The following is a 15,531-nucleotide window of genomic DNA, read 5'->3' as shown; positions in this document are numbered from 1 at the left end:
CAGCCGTTCCGAGGAGGAGGACAAGCCTATGAGCGCTACCGCGCGCAAGACCGCGCCGCTGCCGGATGACATCCGCGCCCGCAAGGGCGGTGCGCCGCTGGTCAGCCTGACCGCCTACACCACGCCCATGGCCCAGATGATCGACGCGCATTGCGATTTCGTCCTTGTCGGGGATTCCGTCGGCATGGTGCTGCACGGTCTGCCGTCGACTCTGGGCGTGACCATGGAGATGATGATCCTGCACGGGCAGGCGGTGAAACGCGGTCTCACCCGGGCGATGATGGTCGTCGACATGCCCTTTGGCTCCTACGAGGAAGGTCCGCAGCAGGCGTTCCGCAACGCTGCGCGGCTGATGGCCGAGACCGGCGCCGGCGCGGTGAAGCTCGAGGGCGGGGTCGCGATGGCCGAGACCATCGGCTTTCTCGTGGCGCGGGGCATTCCGGTGATGGCCCACATCGGGCTCACGCCGCAGTCGATCAACACGCTGGGCGGCTACAAGGTGCAGGGCCGCGGCGCGGCCGGAGACCGGCTCATGGCTGACGCGCGGGCGGTGGCCGAGGCCGGCGCCTTTGCGGTGGTGCTCGAAAAGGTGCCGCAGGGGCTGGCCGACCGAGTGACATCGGAACTGCCGATCCCGACCATAGGCATCGGCGCGTCTGCGGGCTGTGACGGGCAGATCCTTGTCGTCGACGACATGCTGGGTCTGTTCACCGCCTTCAAGCCGAAGTTCGTCAAGCGCTACGCGACGCTCGGGGAGGAGGCCGAGGCGGCCATCGCCGAATACGCCCGCGAGGTGCGCGAGCGGCGCTTCCCCGCCGCCGAGCATGTCTTCGCGGATACCGTGCCGGGACAGACATCATGACCGAGATCCTGCGCGACAAGGCGGCGCTTCGGGCGCAAGTCTCCGGCTGGAAACGGGCGGGCGAGGTGGTTGGCGTGGTGCCCACCATGGGGGCGCTGCATGACGGGCACCTGAGCCTCGTCGAAGCGGCCTGCGCCGGCTGCGACCGGGTGATCGTGACGATCTTCGTCAACCCGAAGCAGTTCAACAGCGCCTCGGATCTCGAGAACTACCCGCGCACCGAGGAACAGGACGCGGCCAAGCTCGCGCCCTACGCGGTCGACGTGGTCTACGCCCCCACGCCCGACCAGATCTACCCCGAGGGTTTCGCGACCACGGTCTCGGTCACCCGCCTGACCGAGGGGCTCTGTGGCGCGCACCGGCCGGGGCATTTCGACGGCGTGACGACGGTGGTCTCGAAGCTCTTCCTCCAGACCGGTGCCGACCGCGCCTATTTCGGCGAGAAAGACTACCAGCAGTTGCAGGTGGTGACCCGGATGGCAGCGGACCTCGACATTCCCGTCGAGGTGATCGGCTGTCCGACGGTGCGCGAGGCCGACGGGCTGGCGCTCAGCTCGCGCAACGTGCTGCTGCCGCCCGAGGCACGGGCCGCCGCGCCGGCGCTCAGCCGCGCGATGCGGGAGATGGCCGAGGGGCTTGTCGAGGGAGGGGCGCTCGATTCGTTGCGGGCCGGGGCCGAGGCCGAGATCCTCGCGGCGGGGTTCGAGCGGGTCGAATACCTCGAGCTGCGCGCGGCCAGGGGGCTTGCACCGCTCGAGACCCCGGACCGCCCGGCCCGGCTGCTCGCCGCGGCATGGATCGGCGGCGTGCGGCTCATCGACAACATTCCGGTGGGATAGGGCCGGGGCCGCGTCTCAGCGCAACAGCAGGGTCTCGAGGCTGCGCCCCATCACGCGGGCGCTGTCGAGCATGTCGGTCACGCCGACCCATTCGTCGGGCTTGTGTGCCAGTTCGAGGATGCCCGGCCCGTAGGCGATGCAGTTCTTCAGCTTGCCGATCCGGTCGATGTGCTTCTGATCGTAGCTGCCCGGCGAGGCGACATAGGTCGCCTCGACCCCGAGCTCGGCGCGGATGGCCTCGGTCACGGTGGTGACCACGGGCGCTTCGCGGGAGGTCATAGAGGGGATCACCCGGTTCAGCTCGCGGATTTCGTAGTCGAAGGTCTCGCGCCGCGCCTTGAGGTCGTCGAGCAGCGCGATCACCTCGTCGCGCACGCCCTCTACCGTCTCTTCCACCAGAAAGCGCCGGTCGATCACGATGCGGCAGCTGTCGGGCACGCAATGCGCCGGCAGACCGTCGAAATCGGCCGGCTGCTCGGGCTGGCCGCCGTGGATCGAGTTGATGTTCATGGTCGACTGCCGCGCGCCCTCGGGCACCACCGGCATCGCCGTGTGCCGCGCCGCCATGGCCGGAAAAAGCCGCTCCTCGAAGGCGGCGAGCACCGCTCCCATGTGGCGCACCGCGCAATCCCCGAGAAACGGCATGGAGCCATGCGCGATCTCGCCCTTGGTCTCGATCTCGGCCCACCAGCCGCCCCGGTGGCCAAGGCAGATGCGGTCCTTGTCGAGCGGCTCGGGAATGATGACGTGCTGCACCCGGGCCGGGTCGAACCAGCCCTTCTCGGCCAGGTAGGCGACCCCGCCGTAGCCGCCGGATTCCTCGTCGGCGGTGGCGCTGATCTCGATGGCACCGGCGAAATCGGCATGTTCTTCGAGAAACGCCTCCGCCGCGATGACCGAGGCCGCGAGCCCGCCCTTCATGTCGCAGGCGCCACGGCCGTAGATGCGGTCGCCCTCGAGCGCGCCGCCGAACGGGTCTCGGGTCCAGCCGTGGCCGACCTCGACCACGTCGTGATGGCTGTTGAAATGCACGCAGTCGCCGGGGCGCGAGCCCTCGCGGCGGGCCACGAGGTTCCAGCGCGGGTAGCGGTCGCTGTCGCCCGGCGCGCCCTCGGCGCGGACCATCTCGCAGGTGAAACCGCGTGCGGCGAGCCGGTCGTGCAGCAGTTCGCAGATGGCGCGGTAATGCTCTCCCGGCGGGTTGAGCGTGGGAATGCGGATCAGGTCCTGCGTCAGCGCCACGAGATCGTCGCGCTTCGCCGCGATGCGTCGGGAAAGCTCGGTCATGGCCGCACTGTTCCCCGGTTCGGCGCGGCGCGCAAGCGGTCTCGCTTTCGAAGATTTTTCGTCCGAAAAATCTTGCGGGAAGAAAATTCGGACGAATTTTCTTTGACTCAGCGCAGCCGGGGGGCCTCGCCCAGGGGCAGGAAGCCGAGCCAGGTCTTGCGGTCCCGGAATTCGAACGTCACATCGATGCTGTCCTCGCGCCCCGAAAGCCCCGACAGCAGCTGCGCCGCGCCCTCGACGATCGACAGCACCTCGGGCGGCAGCCGTCCGGCGTCGCGCTCCGCCGCCAGCGCCTCGGAGAGGTTCTGCACCCGCAGCGACAGCTGGCCGTCGAGGTGGCCGCTGTCCAGCACGTCGACTTCCCCCGTTGCAGCCATCTTGAGCGCGTTCATGTCGAGCTCGGCGCGGTCGATCTCGATCCGCCGTGGGCGGGCCTCGGCGTAGTCCTCGAGCCGCAGCGGCGCGTTCAGCGTCAGCGTGGTGTCGAGCCGCAGCCCGTCCTGCGTGCCGGAAGAGGCCGAGGCGCCGGTTGCGATGCCCTCGGCGTTCACCGCGATGCGGTAGCGGTTCGCCTCGGCGTCGGCGCGGGAGATGGCGGCGGTCAGGTCGGACAGCGCGAGCGGCGCCTCGCCCGAGATGTTGAGAACCTCCGCCTCGGCATTGGCGCGCACCAGCAGCGCGCCGTCGCGCACGAGGCTCGCCCGCAGCCCGTCCGAGGCGATCTCGTAGCGGGCCCCCTCGTGGCTGACGGTCTGGCTGTCGGGGAAGGCGACGATCACGTGGTCGCGGTTGTAGACCACCTGCAGCACCTGCAGCATCGGCGCTTCCCAGATCGTGTCGGTCTCGGGGTCGGCGAGCAGGAGGCCGGTAAAGGTGGTGTCGAGCCGGTTCGGGAAACCGCGGATCGACAGGTCGTCCCAGACCACTTCCCAGCCGTCGGCCCGGCGCGCCTCGGCCCAGCTCTCGATGGCGCGGCGCTGCGCCCATGCGGAAAAGGCCCAGTAGCCGGACCAGGCCAGCGCGGCCACGATTATCAGGATTGCCAGGCGTTTCATCTGAGGGGCCCCTTTCATGGCTCGGCGCGATGGTGTTTACAGCGCGTGAGGTGAAAGGAAAACACATGTCTCTCTGGGTCTTCGGCTACGGCTCGCTTCTGTGGAACCCCGGCTTCGAGGTGGCGGAGGACGCCCACGCGAGCCTTCCGGACTATCACCGCAGCTTCTGCATGCGCTCGATCCACCACAGGGGCTCGGTCGAGACGCCCGGGCTGGTGCTGGCGCTCGATGAACAGCCGGGCGCGATCTGCGAAGGGGTCGTGCTGCGCGCCGCACCGGGGACCGAGGACGCGACGCTCGCCTACCTGCGCGAGCGCGAATTGGTTTCGGCGGCCTACATCGAGAAGGTGCTTCCGGTCGACCTTCGCGACGGCCGCCGGGTCGAGGCTGTGACCTACGTGATCGACGCCGACCACGTGCAGTATTGCGGCGGCATGCCGCTCGAGGAGCAGGCGCAGATTATCGCCCATGCGGTCGGCGGGCGCGGACCGAACACCGAATATCTGTTCAATACGGCTGCACATCTCGACGAACTGGGCATACCCGATGCGGAACTGCACTGGTTGAGGGATCGCGTGCGCCAGCTCGTGGATCACGGCTTGGCTTGACCCCGAGCCCGCAATAGGGTCGGCCCAATGAGACCAACCCCGCCGGGAGCCCAGATGCAAAAGCCCGACTTCGAGGCAGAGGCCCATTTCAGCCAGCCGTTTCGCCAGATCGCGATGATGCTGGTGGTGCTCGGCCTGTGCGGCGCCGGAGGCTTCATCGCGCTGCCGCGCGTTCTGCCGGTGTTCCAGGCCAATCCTTGGCTGAACGGCTTCATCGCCTTCGTCTTCGTGCTGGGCGTCGTCGCCTGCTTCCTGCAGGTGGCGCAGCTCATCCAGTCGGTGCGCTGGATCGAGACCTTCCTCGCCGACCGTGACGCGGGCGCCCAGCCGCCGCGACTGCTGGCGCCGCTCGCATCGCTCCTGCGTCGTCGCGACCGGCGGCTGCAGATCACCACGACCTCGACCCGGTCGATCCTCGATTCCGTCGCCACCCGGATCGACGAGGCGCGCGAGATCACCCGCTACATCGTCTCGCTGCTGATCTTTCTCGGCCTGCTCGGCACCTTCTACGGGCTCGCGACGACCGTGCCCGCGCTGGTGGACACCATCCGCAGCCTTGCGCCCGCCGAGGGCGAGAGCAACATGGACGTCTTCTCGCGGCTGATGTCCGGGCTCGAGGGGCAGCTCGGCGGCATGGGCGTGGCCTTTGCCTCGTCGCTGCTGGGGCTTGCGGGTTCGCTCATCGTCGGCCTGCTCGAGCTCTTCGCGGGACACGGGCAAAACCGGTTCTACCGCGAGCTCGAGGAATGGCTCAGCTCGATCACCAAGCTCAGCTTCTCGAGCGGTGAGGGCGAAGGCGGCGGCGAGACCGGCGTCGTCGCGCAGGTTCTCGACCAGATGACCGACCAGATGGAACGGCTGACGCTGATGTTCTCGCGCGCGCAGGAGGGGCAGAACGAGGTCGACGCCCGGCTTGGCCAGCTTGCGGATTCCGTCGAGCGGATGACCGAGCGGCTCGAGGCGACGGCGCCCTCGGCCAAGTCGCTGGCCCGCATCGCCGAGGGCCAGGAGCGGCTCGCCGAGGTGCTCGCCGACCGCGAGACCGCCGAGGGCTTCGATGCCGAGAGCCGCATGCGGCTGCGCTCGATCGACGTGCAGATCCTGCGCCTGCTCGAAGAGGTCTCGGCCGGGCGGCAGGAAAGCATGGCGGAACTGCGCACCGATCTCGCCGCCCTGAACCGCACGCTGACCAAGATCGGCGGTCGCGCCGCTGCGCCGCGCGTGATCCGTCCGGCCGAGGGCGGACCCGGCAAGGGCGGGGCCTGATCCATGTCGCTGTCGCGACGCACCGGGGCACGCTTCCAGGCCAACATCTGGCCCGGCTTCGTCGATGCGATGACCGGGCTTCTGCTCGTGCTGATGTTCGTGCTGACCATCTTCATGGTCATCCAGTCGGTGCTGCGCGACACGATCACCGGGCAGGAAAGCCAGCTCGACCGGCTGTCGTCGGAGATCGCGGAACTCTCGTCGGCGCTGGGCCTGCAGGAGCGCCGCAATACCGCGCTGAGCACCCAGCTCGGAGAGCTCGAGACGACGCTCGACGACGCCGAAACGCGACTGGCCGAGCAGCAGAGCATCATCACCTCGCTGACCGCCACCCGTGACCGGCAGGCCGAGGAACTGTCCGCGGCGCGGGACCGGATCGCGGGCTTCGAGGATCGGGTCGCTGCGCTGCTCGCGCAGCGGGACGAGGCGCGCGACGAGGTGGCCGATCTGGCCGCCGCACGGGATGAGCTGGAGGCGGCGCGCGACGCGGTGCTGTCCGAGCGCGATGCATTGGATCTCGCGCTGGCCTCGGCCCGCGAGGAGATGGATGCTCAGGCCGAGACCGCCCGTCTCGCCGCTGCCCGCCGCGAGGCCCTTGAGGCGCTGGTCGAGGACCTGAGGACGCAGGCAGAGGAACGCGAGACGCAGATCGGCGGGCTGTCGTCGCAGGTCGATGATTTGCAGGCGGCGCTCAGCGAGGAAGAAGCACAACGGCTGGCCGAGGCAGAGGCCGCCCGGGCGCTGCGCGCCCGCCTCGAGAACGCCGACAGCGAGCTGACGGCGATGAGCATGGCGCTCGAGGAGCAGCGCAAGAAGGCCGAGGAGACGCTCACCTTGCTTGCCGCGGCGCGGGCCGCCGAAGACGACCTGGACGCGCGCCTCGCGGCAGCCTTGCTGGCCCGGCAGGAGACCGAGGATGCGCTCGCGCAGGCCCGGTCGCGTGCCGAGGCGGCAGAGGATGCGGCAGACCGGCAGGCCTCCGACGCGGCCTCGCTGGAGGACCGGCTTGCCGCGGCGCAGTCGGCGCGGCAGGAGGCCGAGCAGACCGCCTCCTCGCTGCGCGAGCGGCTCGCGGCGGCCCTTGCGGGACAGAGCGACGCCGAAGGCTCGGCCGAGAACCTGCGGGATCAGCTTGCCGCTGCGCTCGCCGCGCAGAAGGCGGCGGAGATCGAGGCGGGGGAGCGGATGTCCGAGGCCGAACGCCAGGCGGCGCTTCTGGCAGGCGCGCGCGCCGAGCTGAACGAGACCGAGACGCGCGCCTCGCGGGCCGAGCGCCAGACGGAGGTTCTCAACCAGCAGGTCTCGGCGCTGCGCAACCAGCTGTCGCAGTTGCAGGGGCTGCTCGACGAGGCGAAGACGCAGGACGCGGAGGCGCAGATTCAGATCCAGAACCTCGGCTCGAAACTGAACGCCGCGCTGGCGCGCGTTGCCGCCGAGGAGCGGCGGCGCCGGCAGCTTGAAGAAGACGAGCGGAAGCGGCTCGAGGCCGAGGCCGAGGATCTCGCACGGTACCGCTCGGAGTTCTTCGGCCGGCTGCGCGACATCATCGGCGATCAGGAGGGCATCAGGATCGAGGGCGATCGCTTCGTGTTCTCTTCGGAGGTGCTTTTCGCGCCGGGGGAGGCAACCCTGTCGCCCGCGGGCACGCGCGAGATCTCGAAGATCGCCGGGATCCTGCGCAACGTGATGGACGACATCCCCGAGGGCATCGACTGGATCCTGCGGGTGGATGGCCATACCGACGACACTCCGCTGCGCTCCGGTGCGCGCTTCGCCGACAACTGGGAGCTCAGCCAGGCGCGGGCGCTGTCGGTGGTGCGCTACCTCGTCGAGCAGATGGGCATGCCGCCGGACCGTTTGTCGGCAAACGGGTTCGGGGAATACCAGCCCGTCAACCCCGACGATACGGCGGAGGCACGGGCGCAGAACCGCCGGATCGAACTGAAGCTCACCGAGCGCTGACGGTCGGAGCCGGTCCGGAGAAAAATTCGTCCGAATTTTTCTCTGTCGAAGATTTTTCGTCCGAAAAATCTTGGGTGCGGGCGGGGAGCAGGCACCTTCGTGCCGGGCTGGTCAATCCGCCCGGGCCGTGCCAGAAGCGCGGCGAGGAATTTCAGGAGGTCGCGCCCATGTTCATCGTGTCGCTCATCGCAAGACCGGGGTCGCTCGACCCTTCGCTCGTCTCGTCATTGCGCAATGCCATGGGCGGTGGCGAAGCGGTCTGGCTGGCGCAGGGCGAGGCCGCGGAATTTCCGCTCGACGCGGCGCCTGCCAATCTCGAGGAACTTCGTGGCGCGGTGGCCGACCAGGCGGACCTGAACCTCGTCCCGGTCGAGGGGCGGCGGAAGAAGATGCTGTTGGCCGACATGGATTCGACGATGATCCAGCAGGAGTGCATCGACGAGCTGGCTGAAGAGGCCGGCGTGGGGGACCACGTCCGCGACATCACCGCCCGCGCGATGAATGGCGAGCTTGATTTCGAAGGTGCGCTGACCGAGCGCGTGGCGCTGCTGCGGGACCTGCCGGAGACGGTCATCGCCAAGGTGCTCGAGGACCGGATCTCGCTGATGCCGGGCGGACGCGCGCTGGTTGCGACGATGAAGGCGCAGGGCGCCTACACGGTGCTCGTGTCCGGTGGCTTCACCGCCTTCACCGCCCGGGTGGCCGAACTGGTGGGCTTCGACGAGAACCGTGCCAACACGCTGCTGATCGATGGCGGGCGTCTGACCGGGGAGGTGGCACGGCCGATCCTCGGGAGGGCTGCCAAGGTGCAGGCGCTGGAGGAGATCACCGCGCGGCTCGGCATCACGGAGGCCGATGCGATTGCCGTGGGTGACGGGGCCAACGATCTCGGGATGCTGGGGCGCGCAGGGCTCGGCGTGGCACTGCACGCGAAACCCTCGGTGCAGGCGGAATGCGACCTGCGGGTGAACCACGGCGATCTCACGGCGTTGCTCTACCTGCAGGGCTACGCGAAGGGAGAGTTCGCCTGAACGCGGCTGGGCGTGCGGAGACGGGCGAGGGGCCAGCCCCTCGCGCTCCCCGGGATATTTGCGGCCAGAAGAAGCTCAGGGGAAGCTCGGCGCAGGCCTGATCTCTCCGGTGCGCAGCCCGCGACGGTTGCGGATCTCGGGGTTGAGCGAGCGCTTAACGTCCGGGTGGCCAGGATCGAGCACGCCGAGCTTCACCAGCAGTGCGGCGATGGCGCAGTCGGAGGCGCGGGTGGCGCCGTCGGTGATCTTGAGCGCGATGCCCTGGCCGCGCTTCGGCAGGATCGCCACGAAGTAACCCTCGGCGCCGGTCTTGATCGCGACCGGCTCGGTCGCCGCGCGCATCAGGTGGGTGCAGGCGCGGCCTTCGCCGGCGACATGGGCCGGGTGGGCGATCATCGCTTCGGTGAGTGCCGCCCCGGCACGTGAGAGCGCGTCGCCGCCGGTGTGGGCGTTGGCGAACCACGCCATTGCCCGGGCCATGCCCTGCATCGTGGTCGCGAAGTTCGGCGCCGAGCAGCCGTCGATGCCGAAGCCGGGGCTTTCGCGGTCGGTCACCGTCTCGAAGGCGTCGCGCACGGCGCGCTGCACCGGGTGGTCAGGGTCGACGTAGTCGGGGCCCGCGCCGAGGTGGCGCGACAGCGTCAGGAAGCCCGCGTGCTTGCCCGAGCAGTTGTTGTGCACCTGGCAGGGCATCCGGCCGTCGCGGATCATCTCGAAACGCAGATCCTTGTCGCGCGAGGGCTCCGGTCCGCAGAGCAGGTCCTCGTCACCGAGGCCGAGGTCGGCGAGCCAGGCGTTCACTGCCGACACGTGCAACGGCGCACCCTGGTGCGAGGCGCAGGCCAGCGCCAGCCGCTCGGTGCCCAGGCCCTGCGCGGCGGCGGCGCCGGAGGCTACCAGCGGCAGCGCCTGGATCATCTTGGCGGAGCTGCGGGGCAGAATCACCGCGTTCGGGTCCCCCCAGGATTGCAGGATATCGCCGCGCGCATCGCAGATCACCGCGTGACCGCTGTGCAGACTCTCGGCGATCGGGCCACGGTGGACCTCGACCATCGGGGCAGGGGAGGGGGACATGCGGGGCTCCTTCACAACTCGGCGATATATTGCCCACCAGGGCTTTATGGTCAGAGGTTTTTCAGTCTATCCTCGCCGCGTCGAGTAGAAAACGGGGGTGCCTGCGCCACGCCGGAAGACTCGGGTGACGACAGCAGGGACCGAGGCGAAAAGACAGCTGGAGGCTGCAAGGTATGAAGTCAATTCTCGGTGGGGTTCTGGGCGGAGCAATGCTGGCGCTCGCCGCGACGGGCGTCGTGGCACAGGAAGAGAGCCAGAATCGCGTGAACGCGATCACCGACTGGTCGGTTTTCGAGGGCAACGACCCGCGCGAATGCTGGGCGGTGACGACCTACAAGGAAAGCGTGAACACCAAGGACGGGCGCGTTGTGTCGGTCCGGCGCGGCGACATCCTGCTGATGGTGTTCTTCCGCCCCGGTGCGGACGTGTCGGGCCAGGTGGCCTTTACCGGCGGTTATCCCTTCGCGGGCGGCTCGACCGTCGAGGTGGACATCGGCGGGTCCGAGTTCGAGCTCTACGCGGAGGGCGAATGGGCCTGGCCGGCCACGCCCGAGGATGATGCCAAGATCATCGCGGCGATGAAGCGTGGTGCCGATGCGGTGCTGACCGCGCGATCCTCGCGCGGGACGCAGACCAAGGATACCTTCTCGCTCCTCGGGTTCACTGCTGCAGTGGAAGACGCCGAGACACGCTGCTCGAGCTGAGGCCGGGAAAGTCTCGCCATCCGCGCGGGAGGGCTCGCGCGGGGGTGCGGTGGGTTGAAAACCCACCCTACGGCGGCAGCGCGTCGTTCAGCTTTTCTCGAAAGCCCTTTCGCCTCTGCCGCCCCAGCCGCGGCGGATGCCGGGCTTAACACCGGACATGCTGCTGCGTCTCCGCGGTGCCGGCGATTCGCGTGTTCAGTTGCTTGGGTCCACCTTGCCGCGCAGCGCCTTGACCTCGCCGCGTGCCTTCTTCGAGGCCAGTCTGCGGCGCTTCGAGCCGAGCGTCGGCTTGGTGGGGATGCGGCGTTTCGGCTTTTCCGTGGCCTTCCGGATCAGGTCCGCCAGCCGGTCGCGCGCGATCTCGCGGTTGCGGGCCTGGCTGCGGGTCTCGTCGACCTGAAGCACCAGCGCCCCGTCCTTGGTCCAGCGGCGGCCCGCGATCTTGCGCAGGCGGGTCTTGACCGACGCCGGCAGGTTCGGCGAGCGGTCGGCCTCGAAGCGCAATTCCACCGCCGAGGAGACCTTGTTCACGTTCTGCCCGCCGGGTCCCGAGGCGCGGATGAACTGCTCGGTGATCTCCCAGTCCTCGATGCTGATGCGGTCGTTGATCTTAAGCATGGGCCTGATCTAGGGCAAAACACCGGCCATGGAAACGCGGCCGGAAACGGAAATGGGCCGCCCTGCCTGTGGGGCGACCCATTCGAGACGTCAAGGAGGCGTGCCGGTTAGGCAAAACCAATTCGGATTTCCTTGCGCCAGAGGCTGCTCTAGCGCGCAATCCTCCGAACTGTTCCGACACCTCTCTCCAATGTGACTCTAGACACTGGATCACCTCCTTTCAGCTGTTGAAAAACGCAAGTTCAGCGTGGCATGGAACCGCGCTTTCTCAAAACGTTTTCTTGGCTTACGCGACGGCGCGCTGTGCGAGTGCCTTCGAAACGATCAGCCGGAACGGAATGAGAGCGACGACCGCGAGAGCGAGCTTCACCAGCCAGTCCGCGACGCCGAGCGACACCCAAAGCGGTACCACCGGACCCACGCCCAGAAGCGGCAGCGTCTCGTTGGCCCAGCTCACGTCATTGGAGGGCTCGATGACGCTCAGGGCGCCCGAGAAGGCGATGGTGAAGAAGATCGCGGTGTCGAGCGCGCTGCCCACGAGCGTCGAGGCGAGCGGGGCGCGCCACCAGCGGCCCTGGCGCAGTCGGTCGAAGATGGCGACGTCGACCAGTTGCGCCGTCAGGAAGGCGAGGCCCGAGCCGATCGCCACCCGCAGCGTGACCGCCGGGTAGGTGTAGCCGTCGCCTTCGAGCATGATCTGCGTGCCGATCAGCGAGCAGACGACACCCACGAGAAAGCCGGCGAAGACCACCTTGCGCGCGGCGGGCGCGCCGTAGAGGCGGTTCATCAGGTCGGTGACGAGAAAGGCGATGGGGTAGGTGAAGGCCCCCCAGGTCAGCCACTGGCCGAAGAGGAACTGCACGAGGATGTTCGAGGCCAGCACGGTGGCGGCCATGGCAAGAATGCCGGGAAGATGTTTGCGCGTCATGTTCTGTGACCCGTTTTGACAAGGTTGCGGGGACTTGGCCTGCCGTGGCTCGGCAGACGCGGTCCCTTACGGCTTGTCGGAGGGTGACGCAAGCGTTTCCGGCACCGCGTATTCGACCAGCTCGGTGCGCTGGAGCAGGTTGAAGTTGTCGTCCGAGATCATCGTGAGCCGGATCGCGCCGCTGTCATCGCGCCACACGGCGAGCCCTTCGAGGTTGTCGTGCCGCAGGATCGGGCTTTCGAAGAGCGTCACCTCGTTGGTGAGCGCGGTCTCGGTCATGTCGAAGCGGCGCACCCGGCTGCGGAAGGCGTAGCCGGTGAACACCCGTTCGAGCAGGTAGAAGCGGCCGTCGGGGCCGATGTCGGCTCCGACCGCCAGGAACCCGCCCCGGCGGGGAATGTCGAAAGGCTGCGTCCAGCCGTTCGCGTCGTAGCGCCAGACGGGGAACGGCTGGGTCAGCTCGCCGGAGCGTTCCGGCAGCGTGTAGAGACGACCGCGTCCGTCGATGGCCAGCGCCTCTAGCCCGGAGTTGGGCTGCAGCGAGCTGAAGCCCTCGGCGCGCGGGAGCCAGGCAGCCTGCTCGAGCGTGACGAAGGTCCAGACCCGGCCCTTGCCCTCGTAGGATACGTAGATGCGCCCGTCGTCGCGAATCGCGAGCCCCTCGGAATCGCCGCCGGCGGTCGTGGGCACCTCGCCATCGGGGTTGCGCAGCCGGGTGATCTCGTCGGCCTCGATCCCGGTGATCTGCCCGTTCTCGCGCAGGATGCGGCCCGAGACGATCGCCGAGCGGTCGCTGATCGCGGTGAACCGGCGACCGTCGGCCGATATCTCGAGCCCCGAGAAGCCGCCGAACAGCGGATCGTCCCACCGCCAGGTGTAACTGCCGGAATACCGGGCCTCATCGCCGCTGCTGGCCGCAGCGGCGAGCGCGAGGCATCCGGCCAGCAGCGCGCTTACTGCGCTGCGAGTACGGATGCGCATTGGGCCGGAAGGTCTCCCATGGTGAGTTCACGCCGGGGTTTCGGCGGCGGTGCGTTCGGATCGGGCGGCGGCGGGTTGAGGATGTTGTTCACCCAGTCCTGCGCGGCGGCGCAGCCGTCGCCCGGCGGCGGCGGATCCTGGTTCACGCAGCCGCGCGCTCCGTCGGGGCAGTTGAGCCGGACGTGGAAATGGTAGTGATGCCCCCACCACGGCCGGATCTTGCGCAGCCAGGCGCGGTCGCCGGACTCGTCGTTGCACATCTGCACCTTGGCGCCGGGGAACACGAAGATCCGGGCGACGCGCGGGTCCTGCGCGGCGGCCTTGAGGATCTCGTGGTGGGCGCGGGTCCAGTTGTTGTTGGTGTAGGCCCCGGACGAGCGGCGCATTGAGATCGAGGAAATCTCTTCGCGCGCACCGCGGCTCATGCGGAGATCGTCGGCCGGGCGCATCCATATGTCGGCGTCCAGCCCGATCTGGTGGCTGCGGTGGCCGGTAAGCATCGGTCCGCCGCGCGGCTGGCTCAAGTCGCCGACGTAGAGTCCGTTCCAGCCCGGCTGGCGGGCCGCCTTGCGCGACAGGTCCTCGACGAAATCGATCAGCTCGGGGTGGCCCCAGTTGCGGTTGCGCGACAGGCGCATTGCCTGCCACGTCGGGCCGGTTTCGGGAAGCTGCGCCGCGCCGGCAAGACAGCCCTTGGCATAGCTGCCGTAGGGCGCGGAACTCTGCGGCGAGCCGGCGCTTTCGGCGCCGAAGAGCTGCTTGGCGCTCTTGGTGGACAACACGCCGGTGACGCGGGGCAGGTCGGCCTCGGTGGTGGTGTTCTTTTCTGGACGTTCGCCGCCGCAGCCCGCGAGCAGGGTCGCGGTGACGGCAAGGGCGGTCAGGGTGCGGAACATTCTGCTCGATCTCCGTCTGGTTGCACCCAGCGTAGCAGAAGGAGTCCGAGAAGAAAGAGAAAGATCACCGGCGAGACTCCGATGCGTTGGCTTCCGCTTACCGCGGTGGCGACCCCGATGAGCAGCGGTGCAAGGAACGAGGTCGCCTTGCCCGACAGCGCGTAAAGGCCGAAGGCCTCGGTGATGCGCTTGGGGTTGGCTTGTGTGCACATCATGGTGCGCGAGGCGGCCTGGATCACGCCCCCTGCGGCACCGATGATCGCGCCGAAGAGCCAGAAGGCATAGTCGGGGATCCGCGAGCCCTCGGCCAGCGGGATGCCGAACAGCGCCGTGCGGTCGACCGAGACGATGCCGATGCCGACGGCGGTCAGCACGAGGATGCAGACGGTGATGACAGGCTTCGGGCCGAAGCGCGCGTCGGCCTTGCCGCCGAGCCAGGCGAACAGCGCGCCTGAAATGATCGCGATGATGCCGAAGACGCCGGTGTCGACCACCGACCAGCCCAGCACGCCCGCCGCGTAGATGCCGCCGAAGGCATACATGCCGTTGAGCGCGTCGCGGTAGAACATCGACGAGGCGAGGAAGGCGAAGAGCGACGGCGTGCGCGGCAGACGCTTGAGCGTCCCGCGCAGGTCGGTGAGCGCGCGTTTCACCGCGCCGGGCGGGCTCGGCTGGCTGCGCGGGTCACGGACCCAGAGGAAGAAGGGCACCATGAAGACCACGTACCAGATCGCGGTCAGCGGACCGACGAAGCGCGTGCCCTCGCGCATCGCCGGGTCCAGTCCGAACGCCGGGGGCAGGCCGAGAAAGGTGGTGCCGGTCGTGGCGCTCTCGGCGAAGAAGCCCAGCATCAGCACCAGCGAGATCAGCCCGCCGACATAGCCGAAGGCCCAGCCGTTGCCCGAGATCCGTCCGATCTGGTCGCGCGGGCCGAGGTCGGGCAGCATCGCGTTGGTGAAGATCGTGGCGAACTCCATCCCGACGAGGCCGATGGCGAAGAAGAACAGCGTCGCGAGCAGGTTGAAATCGCCGGGCGCGGCGAACCACAACATCGCCGCGCCCGTGACGTAGAGCGCCGAGAACCCCCAGATCCAGCGCAGCCGGTTGCCACCGGTATCCGCCAGCGCGCCGAGTATCGGGGCGAGCAGGGCAATGGCGATGCCGGCGGCGGCGATGCCGAAGCCCCAGGCGGCCTGCGCGGCACTGCCGTCGCCCATCAGCTCCTTGACGTAGGGCGCGAAGATGAAGGTGAGCAGCAGGGTGTTGTAGGGCTGGCTGGCCCAGTCGAAGAAGAACCATCCCCAGATGCGTCTGCGCGATACCCGTGCCATGCCGTCCCCCAAATGCCGCGCGGCGATAGAACAGCCCGGGCGGCGACCCGGCAAGGCCGGAACGTCGGAAATGCGGCAGGGTGGGCAAT

At 68.6% G+C, this 15,531-nt stretch carries 15 protein-coding genes; 7 read left to right on the top strand and 8 right to left on the bottom strand.

The features are described 5' to 3' along the window. Positions 1 to 28 precede the first annotated feature (28 nt). Both panB and panC read left to right on the top strand, forming a co-directional pair. Positions 29 to 862, top strand: a complete 834-nt coding sequence (gene panB, locus D6860_RS05970) for a 3-methyl-2-oxobutanoate hydroxymethyltransferase (RefSeq protein ID WP_076622562.1) — start codon at positions 29 to 31, stop codon at positions 860 to 862. Beyond that, on the top strand, positions 856 to 1,701 hold the full coding sequence (gene panC, locus D6860_RS05965; protein WP_093411790.1) for a pantoate--beta-alanine ligase: 846 nt from the start codon (positions 856 to 858) through the stop codon (positions 1,699 to 1,701). The genes panB and panC overlap by 7 nt, the downstream gene beginning before the upstream one ends. A gap of 15 nt (positions 1,702 to 1,716) precedes the next feature. Here the strand turns inward: panC and D6860_RS05960 are convergent, their stop codons facing one another. Both D6860_RS05960 and D6860_RS05955 read right to left on the bottom strand, forming a co-directional pair. Continuing rightward, on the bottom strand, positions 1,717 to 2,988 hold the full coding sequence (locus tag D6860_RS05960) for an acetylornithine deacetylase/succinyl-diaminopimelate desuccinylase family protein (RefSeq protein ID WP_076622560.1): 1,272 nt from the start codon (positions 2,986 to 2,988) through the stop codon (positions 1,717 to 1,719). A 107-nt stretch (positions 2,989 to 3,095) separates the two neighbouring features. After that, the gene (locus D6860_RS05955; protein ID WP_076622559.1) at positions 3,096 to 4,043 is read right to left on the bottom strand and encodes a DUF2125 domain-containing protein; all 948 of its coding nucleotides are present in this window, start codon (positions 4,041 to 4,043) and stop codon (positions 3,096 to 3,098) included. A 65-nt stretch (positions 4,044 to 4,108) separates the two neighbouring features. Here D6860_RS05955 and D6860_RS05950 point away from each other — a divergent pair, with 65 nt between their 5' ends. The 4 genes from D6860_RS05950 (at position 4,109) to serB (ending at position 8,910) form a co-directional block, all read left to right on the top strand. After that, positions 4,109 to 4,651 carry a gamma-glutamylcyclotransferase gene (locus D6860_RS05950; RefSeq protein ID WP_017468976.1) on the top strand — a complete coding sequence of 181 codons (543 nt, stop codon included), beginning with the start codon at positions 4,109 to 4,111 and terminating at the stop codon, positions 4,649 to 4,651. A 54-nt stretch (positions 4,652 to 4,705) separates the two neighbouring features. Continuing rightward, positions 4,706 to 5,917 (top strand): biopolymer transporter ExbB, encoded by a 1,212-nt coding sequence (locus D6860_RS05945; RefSeq protein ID WP_076622558.1) that lies wholly within the window; start codon positions 4,706 to 4,708, stop codon positions 5,915 to 5,917. Between the two features lie 3 nt (positions 5,918 to 5,920). Then, the gene (locus tag D6860_RS05940) at positions 5,921 to 7,879 is read left to right on the top strand and encodes a peptidoglycan -binding protein (RefSeq protein WP_076622557.1); all 1,959 of its coding nucleotides are present in this window, start codon (positions 5,921 to 5,923) and stop codon (positions 7,877 to 7,879) included. Positions 7,880 to 8,046: 167 nt separating this feature from the next. Then, positions 8,047 to 8,910: a phosphoserine phosphatase SerB gene (gene serB, locus D6860_RS05935; RefSeq protein WP_076622556.1), complete on the top strand. Its 864-nt coding sequence runs from the start codon at positions 8,047 to 8,049 to the stop codon at positions 8,908 to 8,910. Between the two features lie 75 nt (positions 8,911 to 8,985). Here serB and D6860_RS05930 read toward each other — a convergent pair whose 3' ends face one another. Next, the gene (locus D6860_RS05930) at positions 8,986 to 9,984 is read right to left on the bottom strand and encodes an asparaginase (protein ID WP_076622555.1); all 999 of its coding nucleotides are present in this window, start codon (positions 9,982 to 9,984) and stop codon (positions 8,986 to 8,988) included. Positions 9,985 to 10,157: 173 nt separating this feature from the next. Here D6860_RS05930 and D6860_RS05925 point away from each other — a divergent pair, with 173 nt between their 5' ends. Further along, a complete protein-coding gene (locus tag D6860_RS05925) occupies positions 10,158 to 10,688 on the top strand; it encodes an invasion associated locus B family protein (RefSeq protein ID WP_179949485.1) in 531 nt (176 codons plus the stop codon). A 195-nt stretch (positions 10,689 to 10,883) separates the two neighbouring features. On the opposite strand, the gene arfB is transcribed toward D6860_RS05925, so the two are convergent. From arfB to D6860_RS05900, 5 genes are all read right to left on the bottom strand, one after another. Next, a complete protein-coding gene (gene arfB / locus D6860_RS05920) occupies positions 10,884 to 11,306 on the bottom strand; it encodes an alternative ribosome rescue aminoacyl-tRNA hydrolase ArfB (RefSeq protein ID WP_076622553.1) in 423 nt (140 codons plus the stop codon). Positions 11,307 to 11,592: 286 nt separating this feature from the next. Continuing rightward, a complete protein-coding gene (locus D6860_RS05915; protein WP_017468215.1) occupies positions 11,593 to 12,234 on the bottom strand; it encodes a queuosine precursor transporter in 642 nt (213 codons plus the stop codon). A 66-nt stretch (positions 12,235 to 12,300) separates the two neighbouring features. Continuing rightward, positions 12,301 to 13,215, bottom strand: coding sequence for an esterase-like activity of phytase family protein (locus D6860_RS05910; protein ID WP_076622552.1), 915 nt, complete (start codon positions 13,213 to 13,215; stop codon positions 12,301 to 12,303). Beyond that, positions 13,188 to 14,111, bottom strand: a complete 924-nt coding sequence (gene mepA, locus D6860_RS05905; RefSeq protein WP_017468757.1) for a penicillin-insensitive murein endopeptidase — start codon at positions 14,109 to 14,111, stop codon at positions 13,188 to 13,190. The genes D6860_RS05910 and mepA overlap by 28 nt, the downstream gene beginning before the upstream one ends. Beyond that, positions 14,096 to 15,442: an MFS transporter gene (locus D6860_RS05900; protein ID WP_076622551.1), complete on the bottom strand. Its 1,347-nt coding sequence runs from the start codon at positions 15,440 to 15,442 to the stop codon at positions 14,096 to 14,098. The genes mepA and D6860_RS05900 overlap by 16 nt, the downstream gene beginning before the upstream one ends. Between the last annotated feature and the right edge of the window lie 89 nt (positions 15,443 to 15,531).

It is taken from the genome of Salipiger sp. D13, from assembly GCF_003703915.1.
GTDB classification, from domain to species: Bacteria; Pseudomonadota; Alphaproteobacteria; order Rhodobacterales; family Rhodobacteraceae; genus Salipiger; species Salipiger profundus.
The sequence above is the reverse complement of the archived record's forward strand: the minus strand, read 5'-3'. Positions and strand labels throughout refer to the sequence as shown.

Bases quoted from the DNA above. Each gene is read 5' to 3' on its own strand.
- panB (WP_076622562.1), top strand. From the start codon at position 29: ATGAGCGCTACCGCGCGCAAGACCGCGCCGCTGCCGGATGACATCCGC.
- D6860_RS05960 (WP_076622560.1), bottom strand. From the start codon at position 2,988: ATGACCGAGCTTTCCCGACGCATCGCGGCGAAGCGCGACGATCTCGTG.
- D6860_RS05955 (WP_076622559.1), bottom strand. From the start codon at position 4,043: ATGAAACGCCTGGCAATCCTGATAATCGTGGCCGCGCTGGCCTGGTCC.
- D6860_RS05950 (WP_017468976.1), top strand. From the start codon at position 4,109: ATGTCTCTCTGGGTCTTCGGCTACGGCTCGCTTCTGTGGAACCCCGGC.
- D6860_RS05945 (WP_076622558.1), top strand. From the start codon at position 4,706: ATGCAAAAGCCCGACTTCGAGGCAGAGGCCCATTTCAGCCAGCCGTTT.
- D6860_RS05940 (WP_076622557.1), top strand. From the start codon at position 5,921: ATGTCGCTGTCGCGACGCACCGGGGCACGCTTCCAGGCCAACATCTGG.
- serB (WP_076622556.1), top strand. From the start codon at position 8,047: ATGTTCATCGTGTCGCTCATCGCAAGACCGGGGTCGCTCGACCCTTCG.
- D6860_RS05930 (WP_076622555.1), bottom strand. From the start codon at position 9,984: ATGTCCCCCTCCCCTGCCCCGATGGTCGAGGTCCACCGTGGCCCGATC.
- D6860_RS05925 (WP_179949485.1), top strand. From the start codon at position 10,158: ATGAAGTCAATTCTCGGTGGGGTTCTGGGCGGAGCAATGCTGGCGCTC.
- arfB (WP_076622553.1), bottom strand. From the start codon at position 11,306: ATGCTTAAGATCAACGACCGCATCAGCATCGAGGACTGGGAGATCACC.
- D6860_RS05915 (WP_017468215.1), bottom strand. From the start codon at position 12,234: ATGACGCGCAAACATCTTCCCGGCATTCTTGCCATGGCCGCCACCGTG.
- D6860_RS05910 (WP_076622552.1), bottom strand. From the start codon at position 13,215: ATGCGCATCCGTACTCGCAGCGCAGTAAGCGCGCTGCTGGCCGGATGC.
- mepA (WP_017468757.1), bottom strand. From the start codon at position 14,111: ATGTTCCGCACCCTGACCGCCCTTGCCGTCACCGCGACCCTGCTCGCG.
- D6860_RS05900 (WP_076622551.1), bottom strand. From the start codon at position 15,442: ATGGCACGGGTATCGCGCAGACGCATCTGGGGATGGTTCTTCTTCGAC.